Source organism: Paraburkholderia sp. RHO2 (assembly GCF_050955445.1).
Taxonomy (GTDB): Bacteria; Actinomycetota; Actinomycetes; order Mycobacteriales; family Mycobacteriaceae; genus Prescottella; species Prescottella agglutinans_A.
Window position 1 is genome coordinate 4,994,879 of record NZ_CP162617.1, and the last position, 15,617, is coordinate 5,010,495.

The 15,617-nt window shown below is 68.6% G+C and carries 15 protein-coding genes; 4 read left to right on the forward strand and 11 right to left on the reverse strand.

Annotation, left to right across the window (positions count from 1 at the left end; genetic code table 11):
* Positions 1-9 precede the first annotated feature (9 nt).
* The gene (locus ABTV10_RS23190) at positions 10-1,158 is read right to left on the reverse strand and encodes a steroid 3-ketoacyl-CoA thiolase (RefSeq protein WP_499030854.1); all 1,149 of its coding nucleotides are present in this window, start codon (positions 1,156-1,158) and stop codon (positions 10-12) included.
* 356 nt (positions 1,159-1,514) lie between these two features.
* Here ABTV10_RS23190 and ABTV10_RS23195 point away from each other — a divergent pair, with 356 nt between their 5' ends.
* Complete coding sequence (locus ABTV10_RS23195; RefSeq protein WP_499030856.1) at positions 1,515-2,432, forward strand: AurF N-oxygenase family protein; 918 nt, start codon at positions 1,515-1,517, stop codon at positions 2,430-2,432.
* Between the two features lie 44 nt (positions 2,433-2,476).
* Here the strand turns inward: ABTV10_RS23195 and ABTV10_RS23200 are convergent, their stop codons facing one another.
* Both ABTV10_RS23200 and ABTV10_RS23205 read right to left on the reverse strand, forming a co-directional pair.
* On the reverse strand, positions 2,477-2,614 hold the full coding sequence (locus ABTV10_RS23200; RefSeq protein WP_499030859.1) for a hypothetical protein: 138 nt from the start codon (positions 2,612-2,614) through the stop codon (positions 2,477-2,479).
* Positions 2,615-2,631: 17 nt separating this feature from the next.
* Positions 2,632-3,393: an SDR family NAD(P)-dependent oxidoreductase gene (locus ABTV10_RS23205; RefSeq protein ID WP_499030862.1), complete on the reverse strand. Its 762-nt coding sequence runs from the start codon at positions 3,391-3,393 to the stop codon at positions 2,632-2,634.
* A gap of 183 nt (positions 3,394-3,576) precedes the next feature.
* On the opposite strand from ABTV10_RS23205, the gene ABTV10_RS23210 reads away from it, so the two are divergent.
* Positions 3,577-4,353, forward strand: a complete 777-nt coding sequence (locus tag ABTV10_RS23210; RefSeq protein WP_499030865.1) for an SDR family oxidoreductase — start codon at positions 3,577-3,579, stop codon at positions 4,351-4,353.
* 113 nt (positions 4,354-4,466) lie between these two features.
* Here the strand turns inward: ABTV10_RS23210 and ABTV10_RS23215 are convergent, their stop codons facing one another.
* From ABTV10_RS23215 to casI, 8 genes are all read right to left on the reverse strand, one after another.
* A complete protein-coding gene (locus ABTV10_RS23215) occupies positions 4,467-5,309 on the reverse strand; it encodes a MaoC/PaaZ C-terminal domain-containing protein (RefSeq protein ID WP_499030868.1) in 843 nt (280 codons plus the stop codon).
* Between the two features lie 43 nt (positions 5,310-5,352).
* Positions 5,353-6,531 carry a lipid-transfer protein gene (locus ABTV10_RS23220; RefSeq protein WP_499030870.1) on the reverse strand — a complete coding sequence of 393 codons (1,179 nt, stop codon included), beginning with the start codon at positions 6,529-6,531 and terminating at the stop codon, positions 5,353-5,355.
* Positions 6,531-6,980: a MaoC family dehydratase gene (locus ABTV10_RS23225; protein WP_499030872.1), complete on the reverse strand. Its 450-nt coding sequence runs from the start codon at positions 6,978-6,980 to the stop codon at positions 6,531-6,533. Before ABTV10_RS23225 ends, ABTV10_RS23220 begins: the two co-directional genes overlap by 1 nt.
* A complete protein-coding gene (locus ABTV10_RS23230) occupies positions 6,977-8,089 on the reverse strand; it encodes an acyl-CoA dehydrogenase family protein (RefSeq protein ID WP_499030875.1) in 1,113 nt (370 codons plus the stop codon). The genes ABTV10_RS23225 and ABTV10_RS23230 overlap by 4 nt, the downstream gene beginning before the upstream one ends.
* Positions 8,089-9,144 (reverse strand): bifunctional MaoC family dehydratase N-terminal/OB-fold nucleic acid binding domain-containing protein, encoded by a 1,056-nt coding sequence (locus ABTV10_RS23235; protein WP_499030878.1) that lies wholly within the window; start codon positions 9,142-9,144, stop codon positions 8,089-8,091. Before ABTV10_RS23235 ends, ABTV10_RS23230 begins: the two co-directional genes overlap by 1 nt.
* Positions 9,141-10,307: an acyl-CoA dehydrogenase family protein gene (locus tag ABTV10_RS23240; RefSeq protein ID WP_499030880.1), complete on the reverse strand. Its 1,167-nt coding sequence runs from the start codon at positions 10,305-10,307 to the stop codon at positions 9,141-9,143. Before ABTV10_RS23240 ends, ABTV10_RS23235 begins: the two co-directional genes overlap by 4 nt.
* A 266-nt stretch (positions 10,308-10,573) precedes the next feature.
* Positions 10,574-11,419 (reverse strand): SDR family oxidoreductase, encoded by an 846-nt coding sequence (locus ABTV10_RS23245; protein WP_499030883.1) that lies wholly within the window; start codon positions 11,417-11,419, stop codon positions 10,574-10,576.
* Position 11,420: 1 nt separating this feature from the next.
* Entirely contained in the window at positions 11,421-13,085 is a 1,665-nt protein-coding gene (casI, locus tag ABTV10_RS23250; RefSeq protein WP_499030885.1) for a steroid-22-oyl-CoA synthetase, read from the reverse strand.
* Between the two features lie 342 nt (positions 13,086-13,427).
* Between casI and casG the strand changes: the two genes are divergently transcribed.
* Positions 13,428-15,092 (forward strand): steroid-24-oyl-CoA synthetase, encoded by a 1,665-nt coding sequence (casG, locus tag ABTV10_RS23255; RefSeq protein WP_499030888.1) that lies wholly within the window; start codon positions 13,428-13,430, stop codon positions 15,090-15,092.
* The gene (locus ABTV10_RS23260; protein ID WP_499030890.1) at positions 15,092-15,574 is read left to right on the forward strand and encodes a nuclear transport factor 2 family protein; all 483 of its coding nucleotides are present in this window, start codon (positions 15,092-15,094) and stop codon (positions 15,572-15,574) included. Before casG ends, ABTV10_RS23260 begins: the two co-directional genes overlap by 1 nt.
* Positions 15,575-15,617 lie beyond the last annotated feature (43 nt).

Genomic DNA, 15,617 nt, shown 5'->3' on the forward strand with positions numbered 1-15,617 from the left:
GCGCGGGCATCAGATGCGTTCGACGATCGCTCCCGACGCCATCGCTCCGCCCGCGCACACCGCGACCAGTGCACGTTCGCCGTCGCGACGCTCGAGCTCGTCGATCACCGCGCCGATCAGCCGGACACCCGACGAACCCACTGGGTGGCCGAGCGCGATCGCGCCGCCGTTGACGTTCAACCGGTCCTCGTCGATGCCATGCACCCGGGCCATCGACATCGGCACCGCCGCGAACGCCTCGTTGACCTCGAAGATGTCGATGTCCTTGACGGACAGCCCGGTTCGCTCGAGCAGGTACTCGGTGGCCTGGACCGGGCCGTCGAGCAGGAAGTGGGTCTCGGCACCGATGAGGCACTGCGCGACGATCCGTGCGCGTGGGCGCAGGCCGAGTCCCCGCGCCACCGTCTCGTCCATGAGCACCGCGGCGGCCGCACCGTCCGAGATCTGCGACGACGTGCCCGCGGTGTGCAGGCCGCCCTCGCGGATGGGGTTCAGGCGCGCGAGCGCCTCCATCGATGTCTCCCGCAGGCCCTGGTCGCGCGACACCACGGTGGGCACCGCACCGTCCGCACCGGGCGCCTTCACGGGGATGATCGCCCGGTCGAACCGGTTGTCCGCCCACGCGCCGGCCGCGCGCTGCTGCGAGCGGAGACCGAACGCGTCGAGATCCTCCCGCGTGAACCCACGTCGGAGCGCGATCCGGTCGGCGCCCTCGAACTGAGCGGGGATGTCCACGGTCCAGTCCGCGGGCTTGGGGCTGCCGACGTCGCCGCTGATGTTGGACAGCAGAGGCACCCGGGACATCGCCTCGACACCGCACGCCATGCCCGCGTCGATGACCCCGGCGGCGATCTGCGCCGCAATCAGATTCACCGACTGCTGGCCGGAGCCGCACTGCGCGTCGATGGTGGTCACACCGGTCCGCTGCGGCAGGCCGGCGTGCAGCCACGCGTTGCGGCTGACGTTCGACGCCTGCTCACCCGCCTGGGTGACGCAGCCACCGATGACCTGCTCGATCAGGTTCGGATCGAGATTCAGCCGCTCGAGCAGTCCCGACTGGACGGCGCCGAGCAGTTCCGCGGCATGGAGGCCGGACAGCCAGCCGCCTCGACGACCGATCGGCGACCTCGCGACGTCGACAATAACCGGGTTACCCATTGCGTCCTCCTCGAGCAGCACGAATATCTGGAATGCGATTCTTGATACAGAAGAATCCGGCGCCGTTGCCGCGCAAGTCTCACTGGGTGGTAACGACCGGCATCGAAATCCCGTTCCGATCACCGCTGTTCAGTGGGCGACCACCGTGAATCGACACAACGATGCCGTCGAACCCCGCGCGGTCATGCCGTCCCTGGACGCGAGGTGGCGCCCGCGGATGACAGAGCAGACGCGAGCGCGCTACCCATTGCCATCGTGACAATGCTCATTGTATGGTTCGACTAACAGTTACCAGCAGTCACACACAAATGGCTCGCCGCAACCGGGGCCGTGACCGTACGAGGGGAAGTCACGTCATGACCACTGCGACTCCGTCGACTCGCACAGCTCCGCCGGTATCCGATCGCGAGGAGACGGCGCGGCGACTGCTGGCGTCCTCGGCACGTAAGTCGTACGACCCGATGGTCGAGGTCGACTGGGAGGCACCGCTGCCCGCCGACAAGTTCGGCCTCACCCCCGAGTGGAGCACGCTGTACGGCACGCCGCTGTGGGACGAGATGACCGACGAGCAGAAGATCGAGCTCACCAAACACGAGGCCGCGAGCGTGTCGAGCGTGGGTCTGTGGTTCGAGATCCTGCTCATGCAGATGCTGCTGCGCGACGTCTACGGCCGCGACAAGCACTCCCGCCACGTTCAGTTCGCGCTCACCGAGGTGGCCGACGAATGCCGCCATTCGGTGATGTTCGCCCGCGCCGGCGAGCGCCTCGGGATGCCCGACTACGGTCCGATCCCGTTCATCCACAAGGCCGGTCGGCTCTGGGGAGGATTGTTCCGCGGGGCCAACGCGTACGCGAGCGTGATGGCGGCCGAGGAGATCCTCGACATGATGCAGCGCGACTTCATGAAGGACGAGCGGGTCCAGCCGATCACCCGGACGGTCAGCAAGATCCATGTCCTCGAGGAGGCCCGGCACATCCGCTTCGCCCGCGAGGAGGTGGCCCGCCGCCTGAACGGGGCATCCCGTGCGCGACGGGCATTCGAGCGCGTCAGCACCGCCGTCACGGTGTACTTCGTGATGAAGAGCATGATCCACCCGGACGTCTACACCAACGCCGGCGTCGACCGAGACCGCGCGCTGGCCGCCGCACGCGGAAACAAGCACCACCACGACATGATCCGCACGTCCGGCTCGAAGCTCATGAGCTTCCTCGACGGCGTCGGCCTCGTCGGCGGACCGTCGAAGGTGTTGTACAAGCGGGTCCACCTGCTCTGATGGCGGTACGGCGGTCGGGTCAGCCCACCGTCCACAACGGCGTCTCACCGCGGCACACCCGGGCCACGGCCATGCCGGTCCGCGACGACGATGTCGACCTGCGGTAGCAGTGCCCGCACCTCCGAGATGGTGCGGGCACCCCATCCGACGAGGGACCCGGCGTCGCCGACGGCGGCGCGCACCGCCTGTTCGAGCGCGGTCAGCCCCAGCGGGACTGGCCGCCGTCGAGCGGGATGGTTGCACCGCTGAGGTAGCCGGCGTCGCTGCTCACCAGGAAGACGACGGCCCGCCCGATGTCGCTCTCCGGATCACCGATGCGGCGCAGCGGGATACCCGCCTTGAACTCCTCGGCCTCCTCGGGGTACTCGTTGATCCACCATTCGAGCGCCGGCGACAGGGCGTGGGGCGCAATCGCATTGACGCGAATACCGTCGGTACCCCATTCGCAGGCCGCGGCGCGGGTCAGGGCCCGCATCCCTTCCTTGGTCGCGGCGTACGCGCCGTAGTTGCTCGCGTCCCACCGAACCGCCGCCGACGTGACGAGGTTGATGATCGAACCACCGCCGCGTTCCTTCATCGACGGGTAGCAGGCCCGCATCAAGCGCAGAGTCGCGAGCGGACCGGTGTCGAACGAGCGCTCGAACTCCTCGTCGGTGACGGACAGCAGCGGCCCGGGCTTGCAGTCGTTGGCATTGTTCACCAGGATGTCGACGCCACCGAAGTACTCGAGGGTGCGTGCGACCGCCGCATCGATGTCCTCGCCCTTGCTGACGTCACACGGCACCGCTAACGCCTTGCCGCCGTACGCCTCGATCTGTTCGACCGTCTTGACGAGCTTGGACTCGGTGCGACCCGAGACGGCGATCGCGACACCCTCCTTCGCCAACGCGTGCGCGATGCCCCGACCGATGCCCTGCCCGGCGCCCGTGATGAGCGCGATCTTGCCGTCGAGCTTGCCCATGTGTACTCGCTCTCGAAGTCTCGTGAACTGGGAAGACCTGTTGTGACAGACCTCCAGTCGACTATTCTCGACCAAGCATTTGCTTGAGCGCAGCGTTATCGCGAAATTGGCGGCGAAAACTTCTGGGCACCAAGGATCCTCATGGTGTACGGGCGCTGCGACACGACAGAAAGGCAGTTCGCAATGAACTACCCCAACCCGATCGACTTCTCCGGTCGCGCAGTGGTCGTCACGGGCGGCACCAAGGGCATCGGCTTCGCCATCGCCGAGCACTTCCTGCAGGCGGGCGCCTACGTACTGGTGTGCGCCCGCAATGAGCCCGACACCCTGCCGACCGTCGACGGCCGCAGCGCCGCCTTCCGTGCCGTGGACGTCCGCGAACCCGCCGACGCGACCGCCCTGATGGAGGACGCCGTCTCCCGCTTCGGCCGCCTCGACGTGCTGGTCAACAACGCCGGCGGCTCCCCCGACGCCGATGCCGCGACGGTGTCGCCGCGCTTCGTCGAGAAGATCGTCGCGCTCAATCTGCTGGCGCCGTACTACATGGCGCAGGCCGCCAATCTCGTTATGCGCGAGCAGGAGACCGGCGGCGCGATCGTGAACATCGGCAGCGTCTCGGCCCATCAGCCGCAGCCCGGCACCGCGGCGTACACCGCGGCGAAGGCCGGACTCCTCGGGCTGACCAAGGCTCTGGCGCTCGAGTGGGCGCCGAAGGTGCGCGTCAACCACATCACCACCGGACTGATCCGCACCGAGGCGGCGGCGTCGGTGTACGGCGAGGACGGCGGCGCCGCGGTCACGCGCACGCTGCCGATGGAGCGCATGGCCGTCCCGTCGGACATCGCCAAGGCGTGCCTGTTCCTGGGCAGCGACCTGTCGTCGTACGTCAACGGCGCCGACCTGGCGGTCCACGGCGGCGGCGAGTACCCGGCCCGCTACATGGCGACACAGGTCGACTGAACGATGTGAAACAGCTGCGGGAGCGCGATTGTGTCGAACGCTCCCGCAGCTGAAGTTTGGCCGAATGTCACACGCGTTCAGTTGAACATGTGACATTCGGTCGTCGGACGGGGTTAGTTAGCGAAGGCCACGTAGCCGCCGGAGATGGCCGGCTTGCCCTCGCGGACCAGCTCGAAGGACAGGCCCGACGCGTCGCCCCAGCCCTTCAGTTCCGCGGTGTCACCGGGGAACATCGGTGCGGCGAAGCGGCCCTGCAGCTCCGTCAGGTCCGCCGGGTGCACGCCGAGTTCCTTGGCGAGGGGCAGCGTCGACGCGGCGAGCGTGCACAGGCCGTGCATGATCGGACGCGGCTGACCGATGCCGGCGGCGGCGGCCGGATCGATGTGGATGTGGTGGCGGTCGCCCGTGAGCCGGTACAGCGCGGCCACGTTGAAGGCGGTCTCGAGCTGAGCCGTCACGTTGGCCTCTCCCTCCGGGGCCGGCGGCTTGGACGGGCCGCGCTCGCCACCGAATCCGCCTGCGCCCGGGGCGAACAGCGACCAGGTGGCGACGAAGTACTCGCACTCGACCTTGACCTCGAACACCGCCGCGGCGCCCTTGTCCCAGACCTCGCCGACGCTGGCCTTCAGCGTGACCTCACCGCTGCGGGGCAGCGGTGCGAGCACCTTCAGCTCCTGCGAACCGTGCAGCGCGGTCTTCATGTCGAAGGCACCGCGCTGCCCCAGCTCGTCGGGGGCCCACTGGGCCAGCGTCAGCGCGAACGTCGGCAGCACCCGCAGCCGGTCCTCCATCACGAGGTCCAGGTCGGTGGCCTTCGCGCCCACGGCGAGCGCGTACAGGATCGCGTCGCGCTCGTCGTAGGTCACCGTGCGGGTGCCGAGGTCGACCCCACGCCACGACGGCGGTGCCGTCACAGTTTGCTCAAGCCCGGCCGGCTTCTGCTCGACTGCCGTCATTCTTCGGTCCTTCCAGATCTTCTGTGTGCGGGATACCGCCGGGTCAGGCGGCGCCGAGGATCAGGCCGCTGGTGGGAACCGCGGTTCCCGCCGTGACGAGCACGTTCTCGACACCCTCGGGCTGGTTGGTGGACGTCCCACGCACCAGCCGGACCGCCTCCGCGATTCCGTTGACACCGTGCAGGTACGCCTCACCGACCTGACCGCCGTGCGTGTTGCTCGGCAGCCGTCCACCGATCTCCAGATTGCCCTCGCGGATGAAGTCCTTGGCCTCGCCGGGACGGCAGAAACCGAGTTCCTCGAGCTGCGGGAGCACCAGAGGAGTGAAGTGGTCGTAGAGGATCGCGGCGTTGATGTCGTCCGGCGTCAGACCGGCCTGCGCATAGAGCTGCCGGCCGACCAGACCCATCTCCGGGATGCCGGTGATGTCGGGGCGGTAGTAGCTCGTCATCATGTGCTGGTCCTTGCCCGAGCCCTGTGCGGCGCCCTTGATGATCGCGGGCTTGTTACGCAGCTCCTTGGCGCGCTCGGCCGAGACGATGACGAGGGCCTGGCCGCCGTCGGTCTCCTGGCAGCAGTCGAGCAGGTGCAGCGGCTCGGCGATCCACCGGGAGTTCTGGTGGTCATCGAGCGTGATGGGCTTGCCGTAGAACCATGCGGCAGGGTTGTTCGCGGCGTGCTTGCGTGCCACGACAGCAACCCGGCCGAAATCCTCACTCGTCGCACCGTACTGGTGCATGTACCGCCGAGCGAACATCGCGACCCACTGGGCGGGAGTCGCCAATCCCTGCGGGGTCAGCCATGCGTAGGCAGCACGATCTGCGGTGGAGTCCATCGGGCGGTCGTGCTGCCCCAGACCGAAGCGCATACCGGAGCGTTCGTTGAACGCACGGTAGACCACCACGACGTCGGCGACGCCGGTCGCCACCGCCATCGCCGCCTGCTGCACCGACGCGCACGCCGCGCCGCCGCCGTAGCCGATCCGGGAGAAGAACTTGAGCTCCCCGAGCCCGCAGTTGCGGGCGACGAGGATCTCGCCGTTGGTCTCCATCGTGAACGTGGTCAGGCCGTCGACCTCGGACGGGTCGATGCCGGCGTCGGCGAGGGCGGCGGTGACCGCCTCGCACGCGAGCTGCAGCTCGGAGCGGCCGGACTTCTTCGAGAACTCGGTGGCGCCGATACCGACGATCGCCGCGGCACCCGAGAGCGGGCTGACTGCCATCAGGCGTCCTTCCCTTCGCTAGCGGCCGGGTAGGCGACGGTGACGGTGCCGGACAGGTGGTTGCCGAGGCTGTTCGCGCCCACGACCTTCACCTCGACCAGGCCGTTCTCCTTCGAGACCACCTCGCCCGTCATCGTCATGGTGTCGCCCGGGTAGTTCGGGGCGCCCAGGCGGATCTTCACGCGGCGCACCGTCGCGAAGGGTCCGGCCCAGTCCGTCACGAACCGTCCCGCCAGCCCGTTGCTGGTGAGGATGTTCATGAACACGTCCTTCGAGCCGCGCTCGCGCGCCAACTCGGGATCGTGGTGCACGTCCTGGAAGTCGCGCGTCGCGATCGCCGTCGACACGATCAGCGTCCGGGTGAGCGGGATCGCCAGCTCGGGAAGCACCTCGCCGACCGTGATGTCGTCGTAGCTGCGGCCCGTCACGGCGCGTGCGGTGGCGGTCATCCGACCACCTCGACACCGGCGGCGAGCTGTGCGCCCAGGCGCGCCAGGTCGGACGCGGAGCCACCGAGGGTGGCACCGATCTGCTTGCCCCACAGCAGGTGCCGGTGCACGGGGTAGTCGGTGTCGACGCCCATGCCGCCGTGGAGGTGCGTGGTGCGGTGAACGATGCGCTGGCCGCCGTCGGTGGCCCACCACTTCGCGACCAGAACCGAGGTGCCGGGATCCGTGCTGTCGACGAGGTTCTGGGTGGCCTGCCAGAGGGTCACGCTCATCGCCTGCAGGTCGATGTAGCAGTCGGCCAGCTGGTGGTTGACGGCCTGGAACGTCGCGAGCGGGCGCCCGAACTGGTGGCGGCCGTTGAGGTACGTGACGGCCTGCTGGACGGCGCCGGAACCGACGCCCAGCTGGATCGCGGCGAGCGCGAGCTCCACCCGGTCCAGCAGCCACTGCGCGGTGGTGCCGTCGGCGGGGCCGAGCAGCTCCGCCGGAGCGGACTCGAGCGTCACGTTGCCGCAGATCTCCCAGTTGGTGGACTGCGTCTGCTCCACCGAGACACCCGCACCCGCGAGGTCGACGACGAACAGTGCCGCACCGGTGGGCGTGGTCGCCGAGACGATCGCGCGGTCCGCGACGTGCGTGATCGGGACGACGGCCTTGGCGCCGGTCAGGGTCCACTGGCCGCCGGCCTCGGTGGCGATGGTCTGCGGGTCACCCGCGACGTACGGGCCGAACTCCTCGAGACCGATCGTCAGGAAGCTGCTGCCGTCGGCGACACCCGGCACCAGCGCGGTGCGCTGGGCGTCGGTGCCGAACTCGGCGACCGCGAGGGCCGCGAGGGCCGACTGCCAGATCGGCACGGGCGCGACGTGGCGGCCCTGCTGCTCGAGCAGGACGTACAGCTCCGACAGGCCCATGCCGCCGCCGCCGAGGTCCTCGGGCAGGGCGATGCCGAGCAATCCCGTGTTCGCCAGTTCGCGCCACAGGTCGCGGTCGATGCGCTCGTCGCTCAGCTCGACCTGCTTGACGCGGTCGATGTCGGCCTTGCTGGTGAAGACCTCGTCGGCGAGGGTGCGAATTGCCTCTTGCTCTTCGCTGAAGTTGAAGTCCATCAGGAGTCCTCCCGTGCGGCCGGCCGGAACGCGGGCAGCGTCAGATCCGGGTCGGCGTCGATCCAGTCCAGTTCCACCGGCATGTCGATCTCGACGTCCTCCGGCGCGACGCCGGTCATGTTCGCGATCAGACGGGTGCCCTCTTCGAGTTCGATCGTCGCCACGATGAGCGGATACTCGAATCCGGGGATCTGCGGGTGGTGGTTGACGACGAAGCTGTAGACGGTGCCGCGGCCCGAGGCGTCGACGGTGTCCCAGTCGAGCGACTGACACGCACCGCACATCGGTCCGGTGGGGTGGCGCAGAACTCCGCAGTTGGTGCAGCGCTGGATCACCAGGCGGTGCTCCTTGGCGGCCTCGAACCAGAAGGCGTTGTCGGCGTTGAGCGCCGGACGCGGCCGCAGGCCGGGGATCGGCCCCGAAGACTTCTCTGCCTTCTCCGCCGGCTTCTCGGCGGCCTTCTCGCTGCCCTTCGGCTTGAAGCGCAGCGTGCGCCACCGCTGGGTCGCGACGACCTCGTCGTCTCCACTGCGTGCATTCGCGGCACCGCCGCTGTGTGCATTCGCGGCACCGCCGCTGTGTGCATTCGCGGCACCGCCGCGGCGGTACGTCTTGAGCGTCGTGACGAAGTGGCCGACGCCGAGGCCCGTCGTCTTCTCTTCGGAGATGTCCTCGATCACCTCGGTGAGCGAAACCCGGTCGCCGGGACGCAGTTCCGCGAAGAACTCGAAGTCCGAGTCGGTCGCGACGACGGACGTGAAGCCCGCGTCATCGAGCGTGGCGATCAGATCGGTCCACACCTGCGACGGATCGTTGTTCGCCATCTTGTCGTTGAAGGTGCGCATGGTCCACACCTGCGCCATGAGCGCGGGCGCGACGGCGCCGTCCCGACCGGCGGCCCGGGCTGCCTCGTCGTCGAGGTAGATCGGGCTGGTGTCGCCCATCGTCTCGACCCAGTGCCGGATCATCGGGGTGTTGACCTCGTCCGGACCCCACGTCGTGGGCGTCAGGACCTGACCCTCGAATGCCTTGAGCTTGGTGAGGAATTCGCTCACTTGACCCTCTTCTCACGCGCGAGGCCCAGGCCCATCGTGCCGACCATGTCGCGCAGGACCTCGTTGACGCCGCCGCCGAACGTGTTGACCATGCCCTGGCGGGAGATCTGCTCGATCTGACCGGCCAGCAGTGCACCCGGCGATTCGGGGCGGATACGGCCGGCGGCGCCGAGGATGCCGAGCAGCGTGCGGTAGACGTCGATGTGGGTCTCGGTGCCGTACGCCTTGGTGGCACCGGCGTCCGCGCCGGAGAGCGTGTCCGCCGCGACGGCCGCCGTCATCTTCCAGTTCAGCAGGCGCATCGCCTCGAGCTTCGCGTGCGTACGCGCGAACTCCTGCTGCACCCAAGGAATCTCGATGGCACCGTTCTCCTTGGCCCAGTCCAGGACCTGATGCCACAGACCGTAGGTGCGGCCACCGATCGCGGCCAGGCCGATGCGCTCGTGGTTGAGCTGCGCGGCAATCAGCTGCCAGCCACCGTTGATCTCACCGATGACGTCCTTCTGCGGGACGCGGATGCCGCTGTAGTACGTCGAGGTGACCATGAGGCCACCGACCGTCGGGATCGGCGACCACGAGAAGCCCGGATCGTCGGTGGGGACCACGAGGATCGAGATGCCCTTGTGCTTGGGGGCTTCCGGATCGGTGCGGCACGCGAGCCACACATAGTCGGCGGTGTTGGCGCCCGACGTGAAGATCTTGTTGCCGTCGACCACGAAGTCCTCGCCGTCCAGGACCGCACGGGTCTTGAGCGACGCGAGGTCGGTGCCGGCCTCGGGCTCGGTGTAGCCGATCGCGAAGACGATGTCGCCCGCGAGGATGCCCGGCAGGAAGCGTTCCTTCTGCTCCTCGGTGCCGTACTTCATCAGCGTCGGGCCGACGGTATTGACGGTGACGAACGGGAACGGGAGACCCGCGCGCTGCACCTCGTCGAAAAAGACGAACTGCTCCTCGATGGACCTTCCCTGTCCGCCGTACTCCGTGGGCCAACCGATGCCCAGCCAGCCGTCCTGGCCGAGCAGCTTGACGACCTCGCGGAAGTACTGGCCGCCCACGCCCTCCTCGCCGGCCTTCCGGCGCTTCTCCTCCGGCAACAGCGCCGCGAAGTACGCACGCAGCTCCTTGCGGAGCGCGAGCTGTTCGGGGGATTCCCTCAAATCCATCGTTACTCTCCCTAAGAACAAACGACTGTCAACGACGTCATAGCCAAAGCAGGCAGCCGCCGCGGGCGGGGCACCCGCGCGACCGTCTGCCTTCGTTGGACCGGAGGCTAGCCAGCGCACCGGATCACCGGGGCGCACGTCTCGCCCACCGGGAATCACCCGTGCGCGATTCCGATCAGACCAGCCCGCGGCGTCCGGGGCAAGCATTTCCTCGCGTCCACGACCACGACGGGCGTGCGCGCCGGCACTTTCGCGCCGTCGCCGCGTCAGCTCGCGGACGGACCAGCCATGTCGTCGACCAGCTTCGGCGCCCACACCACCCGGCCGAGGAACCGCTCGGCGTCGGGTGCGGTCGCGAGCCAGACCGCGGCGGCGGCCGGCACCGTCGCGGGCACCGAATCGAACCCGGCGTCCTCGATCTTGTCGGTTCCCCCGCGCGCCCTGCCGGACTCCGTGACGACGAAGCCGGGGCTGAGGTTGAAGGCGCGGATGCCGCGGCCGCGGTACTCGGCGTTGACGGCACCGGCGAGGCGACCGAACGCCGCCTTGGACGCGGCGTACGCCACGCCCCAGCCGCCCTCCCCGGGCGCGGCCGGCGGATCGGTGGTCGCCGACCCGGAGACGAGATTGACGACGACACCGCCGCCGCTCTCGACCATCGACGGCAGTACCCGCTGAATCAGCGCCAACTGGTGGAGGTAGTTGCCCCGCACCATCACCTCGGCGTCGTCGAGTCGGAGGTCGAGGATGCGCTCCATGTGACCGGCCGTCTGCGCGTAGGCGTTGTTGACGAGGACATCGATACGGCCCCACTCCCGCAGGACCTCGTCGGCGGCGCCGACGACCGAATCCCGGTCGAGCAGATCCATCCGGATCGGCAGCGCGCGGACGCCGCACGACTCGATCTCCGCGGCGGTCGTCTCGAGGCTGCCGGGCACCGCGATGAGCGCCTCGCCCTCGGCGCGGGTGCGCGGCGTGACGGCGCCTTCCCCTTCACGGACGGTGCGCGCGGTGATAGCGACATCGAAACCCTTGCGTGCGAACGCCAGAGCGGTCTCGCGACCGATTCCACGGCTCGCGCCCGTAACGAGGGCGACTTTGCGGGAGGTCATCTCACGCCCCCAGGAAACGCTGGCGGCCGAACGACACGAACTCGGCCTCGAGGGCGGCCTTGTCGTCGTCGGTCATCCGCTTGTAGACCGGCTCGCCGCGCCCCTCCCAGCGGTACACCGGCTCGTCGGTGCGCCACAGCTCGGCCTGCAGCTCGCGTTTGAGGACCTTGTTCGAGCCGGTGATCGGCAGGTCGGTGGAGACGCGCACGAACCGCGGCGTCGCCTTGGTGCCGAGATCGGCCTGGGCCGCAAGGTACTCGGCGAACTCGTCGGCGTCGAACGCGTCGAGCGACTCGACCTCGATCGCCGCCATCACCTGATCGCCCGACCGCGAGTCCGGGATCGCGTACACGCCCGTCGCGATGACCTCGGGGTGACGGCGCAGCACGCGCTCGATCACCAGCGCGGAGGTGTTCTCACCGTCGACGCGGATCCAGTCGCCCTTGCGCCCGGCGAAGTAGATGAAGCCCGCCTCGTCGATGTAGCCGAGGTCGCCGGTCCAGTACCAGCCGTGCTTGATGCGGTCGGCGTCGGCGGCATCGTTCTTGTAGTAGCCCTCGAACGCGCGCGCCCCCTCCTTGTTGATCATCTCGCCGATGGCCTCGTCCGGGTTCAGCACCCGGCCGTGCTCGTCGAGGATCGCGCGGACGCACTCCTCACGGGTCTCGGGATTCACGATGGCGATGCCGGCGTGCGCGGGACGGCCGAGGGCGGCCTCGGGGGCCGCGGGATCGAGCTTGACCGAGCCTGCCCCCTCCGACGATCCGTAGCCCTCGAACAGCTCGGCCCCGAAGCGGCGCACGAACTCGACCTTGTCCTCGGGCGAGGCCTCGGTGCCGAAGCCGCGCTCGAGCCTGTTGTCCTTGTCGTCGGGCCGCTCCGGCGTCGCCATCAGGTAGGCCAACGCCTTGCCGACGTACGTGAAGAACGTCGCGCCGAAGAACTTCACGTCGGGCAGGAAGCCGGATGCGGAGAACTTGCGGGCCTCCGGCAGGCAGACCGTCGCACCGTTCGCGAGCGCCGGCGCCCACAGCGCCATGAGCGCGTTGCCGTGGAACAGCGGCATGGGGCAGTAGTCGACGTCGTCGCGCTTGTGGCCGTACTTCGCGGTGTTGGCGTACGCCAGCCGCGACAGGCGGCCCTGGCTGCACTTGACGCCCTTGGACATTCCGGTGGTGCCCGACGTGAAGAGCAGCAGGTACAGGCTGAACTCGTCGATGCCCTCGGCGAGCACCGGCTCCACCCGGTGCGCATCGATCCGGGCGCGGTAGTCCGGCGCGTCGACGAGGACGAAGCGGTCCTCGTCCAGCCCCAGGTCGAGGCCCTTCAGCTTCTCCATGCCGACCACGTCGGTGACGATCAGCTGGCAGTCGACGTAACGGATCTCGGCCTCGAGCTCGGTCGCACCACGGGTCGGGTTGATGCCGACGATCGTCGCGCCGGCGAGCGCCGCGCCGCCGAGCCAGAAGAGGAACTCCGGCACGTTCTCGAGCAGGACACCGATGTGGAACGGACCGTCCACCCGAAGGGACTGCGCCAGCGAGCCGCACGCGGCACTCTCGCGAACCACCTCGTCCCACGTCCAGTCCTGCTCGCGGGTACGGAGACCGAGGTGCTCGTCGCCGACGCGATCGAGCAGCATCTCGGCAATCGTGCTGCGTTCCAACTCATTCTCTCCTGTCGAGGCGCCGGTGGGCGCGGTCCAAGGGGCTACCCGAAGTTCCGGCGTGGTGGCCGGTACCGAGGTCGATTCTCCGAAACCGACCACCCTGTTGTGCAGCGCGGCGGGTCCCACTCCTCGGGCAGCGTTCTCTCGCGAAAAGTAGCCCTGCGCTGTCGTGCAGATCACCGTTAGTCTCGCTGAGTGGTAACTCCCACCGCTGAAGCTTCCGGACGTGAGAAATTGCCGTGAGAAGCCCGTCACATTCCACACCCCGGGTCCGGGACCTGGGCGTTCGATCGCAAATGGTGACGAGAACGACACTGTGACGCCGAAGAAAGGTCACTCATGACTGCCCCCGCAGATCCGCAACTGCACCTGGATCAGGTCATGTCCCGCCTCACGGGCCCCGGCGGGCCGTTCGAGATCGTCGAGGAAACGGTCCTCGGTACCCGGATGCCGGTCATGAAGAATCGAAACAAGGCCGTGGGCGATCTGCTGGCCGAGTCCGTCAAGTGGGGCGACCGCGACTACCTCGTGACCCAGGACCGCCGGGTGTCCTACACCCAGCACGCCGCCGACGCCTACGCACTGGCCGCCGCCCTGCAGGAGCAGTACGGCGTGGCGAAGGGCGACCGTGTCGCGATCCTCGCCGCCAACACCCCCGAGTGGGTCACCGCGTTCTGGGCCACGCAGGCGCTCGGCGCCATCACCGTCGGGCTCAACGGCTGGTGGGTCCCCCGCGAGATCGAGTACGGCCTGCAGCACAGCACGCCCAAGGTGCTGATCGCCGACGCCAAGCGCGCGGCCGCCCTCGCTGACGTCGACACCACCGGCATCACGGTGCTGACCATGGAGGAGGACCTGCCCCGACTGTTCGCCGAGTTCGCCGGCGCGGAGCGCCCCGTCGTCGAGGTGGACGAGGACGATCCGTCCGTCATCCTCTTCACGTCCGGAACCAGCGGTCGCCCCAAGGGTGCGCTGCACTCGCACCGCAACCTGCTCGCCGTCGTCGACTACCACCGCTACAACGGCGCGATCGTGGCGGCATTCACGGGCAAGCAGTTCGATCCGAACGTGCCGACCCACATGCGCGACCTGCTCACCTCCCCGCTGTTCCACATCGCGAGCCTGCACAATCTGGCGGTGCCGCGCCTCGCGATGGGCGGCGCACTGGTCATGAACCAGGGCTCGTTCGACGTCGACCGGATCCTCGGGCTCATCGAGCGCGAACGGGTCACCAACTGGGGTGCGGTCCCGACGATGGCCTCGCGCCTGCTCGAGCACGGCAACCTCGACAAGTACGACCTGTCGTCGTTGACGGCGTTCTCGCTCGCGTCGGCGCCGTCGTCGATCGCGTTCAAAGAACGTCTGCGCGAACAGGTTCCGTTCGCTCGCAATGCGCTCGTCGACAGCTACGGGCTCACCGAGTGCAGCACCGCGATCGCGGTGGCCAGCTCCGCGGAACTCGAGGAGTACCCGGGCACGCTGGGCCGGCCGATCCTCACGGTGAGCATGGAGATCCGCGACCCGTTCGGCGAGTGGCTGCCGGACGGCATGGAGGGCGAGGTGTGTGTGCGCAGCCCGTTCGTCATGCTCGGATACTGGAACGACCCCGACGCGACCGCGGCGGCGATCACCGCGGACCGCTGGCTGCGCACCGGCGACTACGGCGTCGTCGAGGACGGCCGCCTGCGGCTGACCGGACGCCGCTCGGACCTGATCCTGCGCGGCGGCGAGAACGTCTACCCGACCGAGATCGAGCAGACCCTCGACGAGCACCCGGCGGTGCAGGAGTGCGCCGTTGTCGGCTCCCCGCACCCCGACCTCGGCCAGGAGGTGTCGGCGGTCGTCGTGGTCACGCCCGGCGCGACGGTCACCGAGGAGGAACTGCGCGAGTTCGCGGCCGAGCGGCTGTCGTACTTCAAGGTGCCGACGAAGTGGCGCATCACCACGGACCTGTTGCCGCGCAACGCCACCGGCAAGATGGTCCGCCGCGAGATCCACGTCTGATGACCGCCTGGACGGTTGAACGCCTGGGCGCCGTCGAGGCGATCCGCGACCTGGTCCACCGATACACGCACCTCATCGACGAGGCGCGTCTGGAGGAGGTCGCGGATCTCTTCGCCCACGCGGTGTACGGGCAGTGCGACGGGAACGGGACGCCGCTCGGGCCGGTGCGGGACTCCGACCCGAGCGGCGTGCTGGCCGCGTGCCGCGGCTTCATCCGGATGCACGGCACGCCGCCGCGTCCGCGGACCAAGCACGTGGTCACCAACCTGCGGGTCGAGGTCGCGGAGGATTGTCGCAGTGCAACGTCGCTGTCGTACTTCACGGTGCTGCAGGCCACCGAAAGCCTTCCCCTGCAGCCGATCCTGTCGGGTCGCTACTTCGACGCCTTCGCCGTGCTCGACGGCGAGTGGGTGTTCACGCAGCGACTGACCTGCATCGACCTGGTGGGAACCCTGAGCGAACATGCGCAGCGAACGCTGTGAGAGCCTTCGAATTCCACAGTTGATCTTTGATGAGGAAGTGCAC

What these genes read in the sequence shown, in the direction of transcription:
- ABTV10_RS23225 (WP_499030872.1), bottom strand. Translation starts at nt 6,980, where the DNA reads ATGACCGCCACCGCACGCGCCGTGACGGGCCGCAGCTACGACGACATC.
- ABTV10_RS23260 (WP_499030890.1), top strand. Translation starts at nt 15,092, where the DNA reads ATGACCGCCTGGACGGTTGAACGCCTGGGCGCCGTCGAGGCGATCCGC.
- casG (WP_499030888.1), top strand. Translation starts at nt 13,428, where the DNA reads ATGACTGCCCCCGCAGATCCGCAACTGCACCTGGATCAGGTCATGTCC.
- ABTV10_RS23205 (WP_499030862.1), bottom strand. Translation starts at nt 3,393, where the DNA reads ATGGGCAAGCTCGACGGCAAGATCGCGCTCATCACGGGCGCCGGGCAG.
- ABTV10_RS23240 (WP_499030880.1), bottom strand. Translation starts at nt 10,307, where the DNA reads ATGGATTTGAGGGAATCCCCCGAACAGCTCGCGCTCCGCAAGGAGCTG.
- ABTV10_RS23245 (WP_499030883.1), bottom strand. Translation starts at nt 11,419, where the DNA reads ATGACCTCCCGCAAAGTCGCCCTCGTTACGGGCGCGAGCCGTGGAATC.
- ABTV10_RS23230 (WP_499030875.1), bottom strand. Translation starts at nt 8,089, where the DNA reads ATGGACTTCAACTTCAGCGAAGAGCAAGAGGCAATTCGCACCCTCGCC.
- ABTV10_RS23215 (WP_499030868.1), bottom strand. Translation starts at nt 5,309, where the DNA reads ATGACGGCAGTCGAGCAGAAGCCGGCCGGGCTTGAGCAAACTGTGACG.
- ABTV10_RS23220 (WP_499030870.1), bottom strand. Translation starts at nt 6,531, where the DNA reads ATGGCAGTCAGCCCGCTCTCGGGTGCCGCGGCGATCGTCGGTATCGGC.
- ABTV10_RS23210 (WP_499030865.1), top strand. Translation starts at nt 3,577, where the DNA reads ATGAACTACCCCAACCCGATCGACTTCTCCGGTCGCGCAGTGGTCGTC.
- ABTV10_RS23190 (WP_499030854.1), bottom strand. Translation starts at nt 1,158, where the DNA reads ATGGGTAACCCGGTTATTGTCGACGTCGCGAGGTCGCCGATCGGTCGT.
- ABTV10_RS23195 (WP_499030856.1), top strand. Translation starts at nt 1,515, where the DNA reads ATGACCACTGCGACTCCGTCGACTCGCACAGCTCCGCCGGTATCCGAT.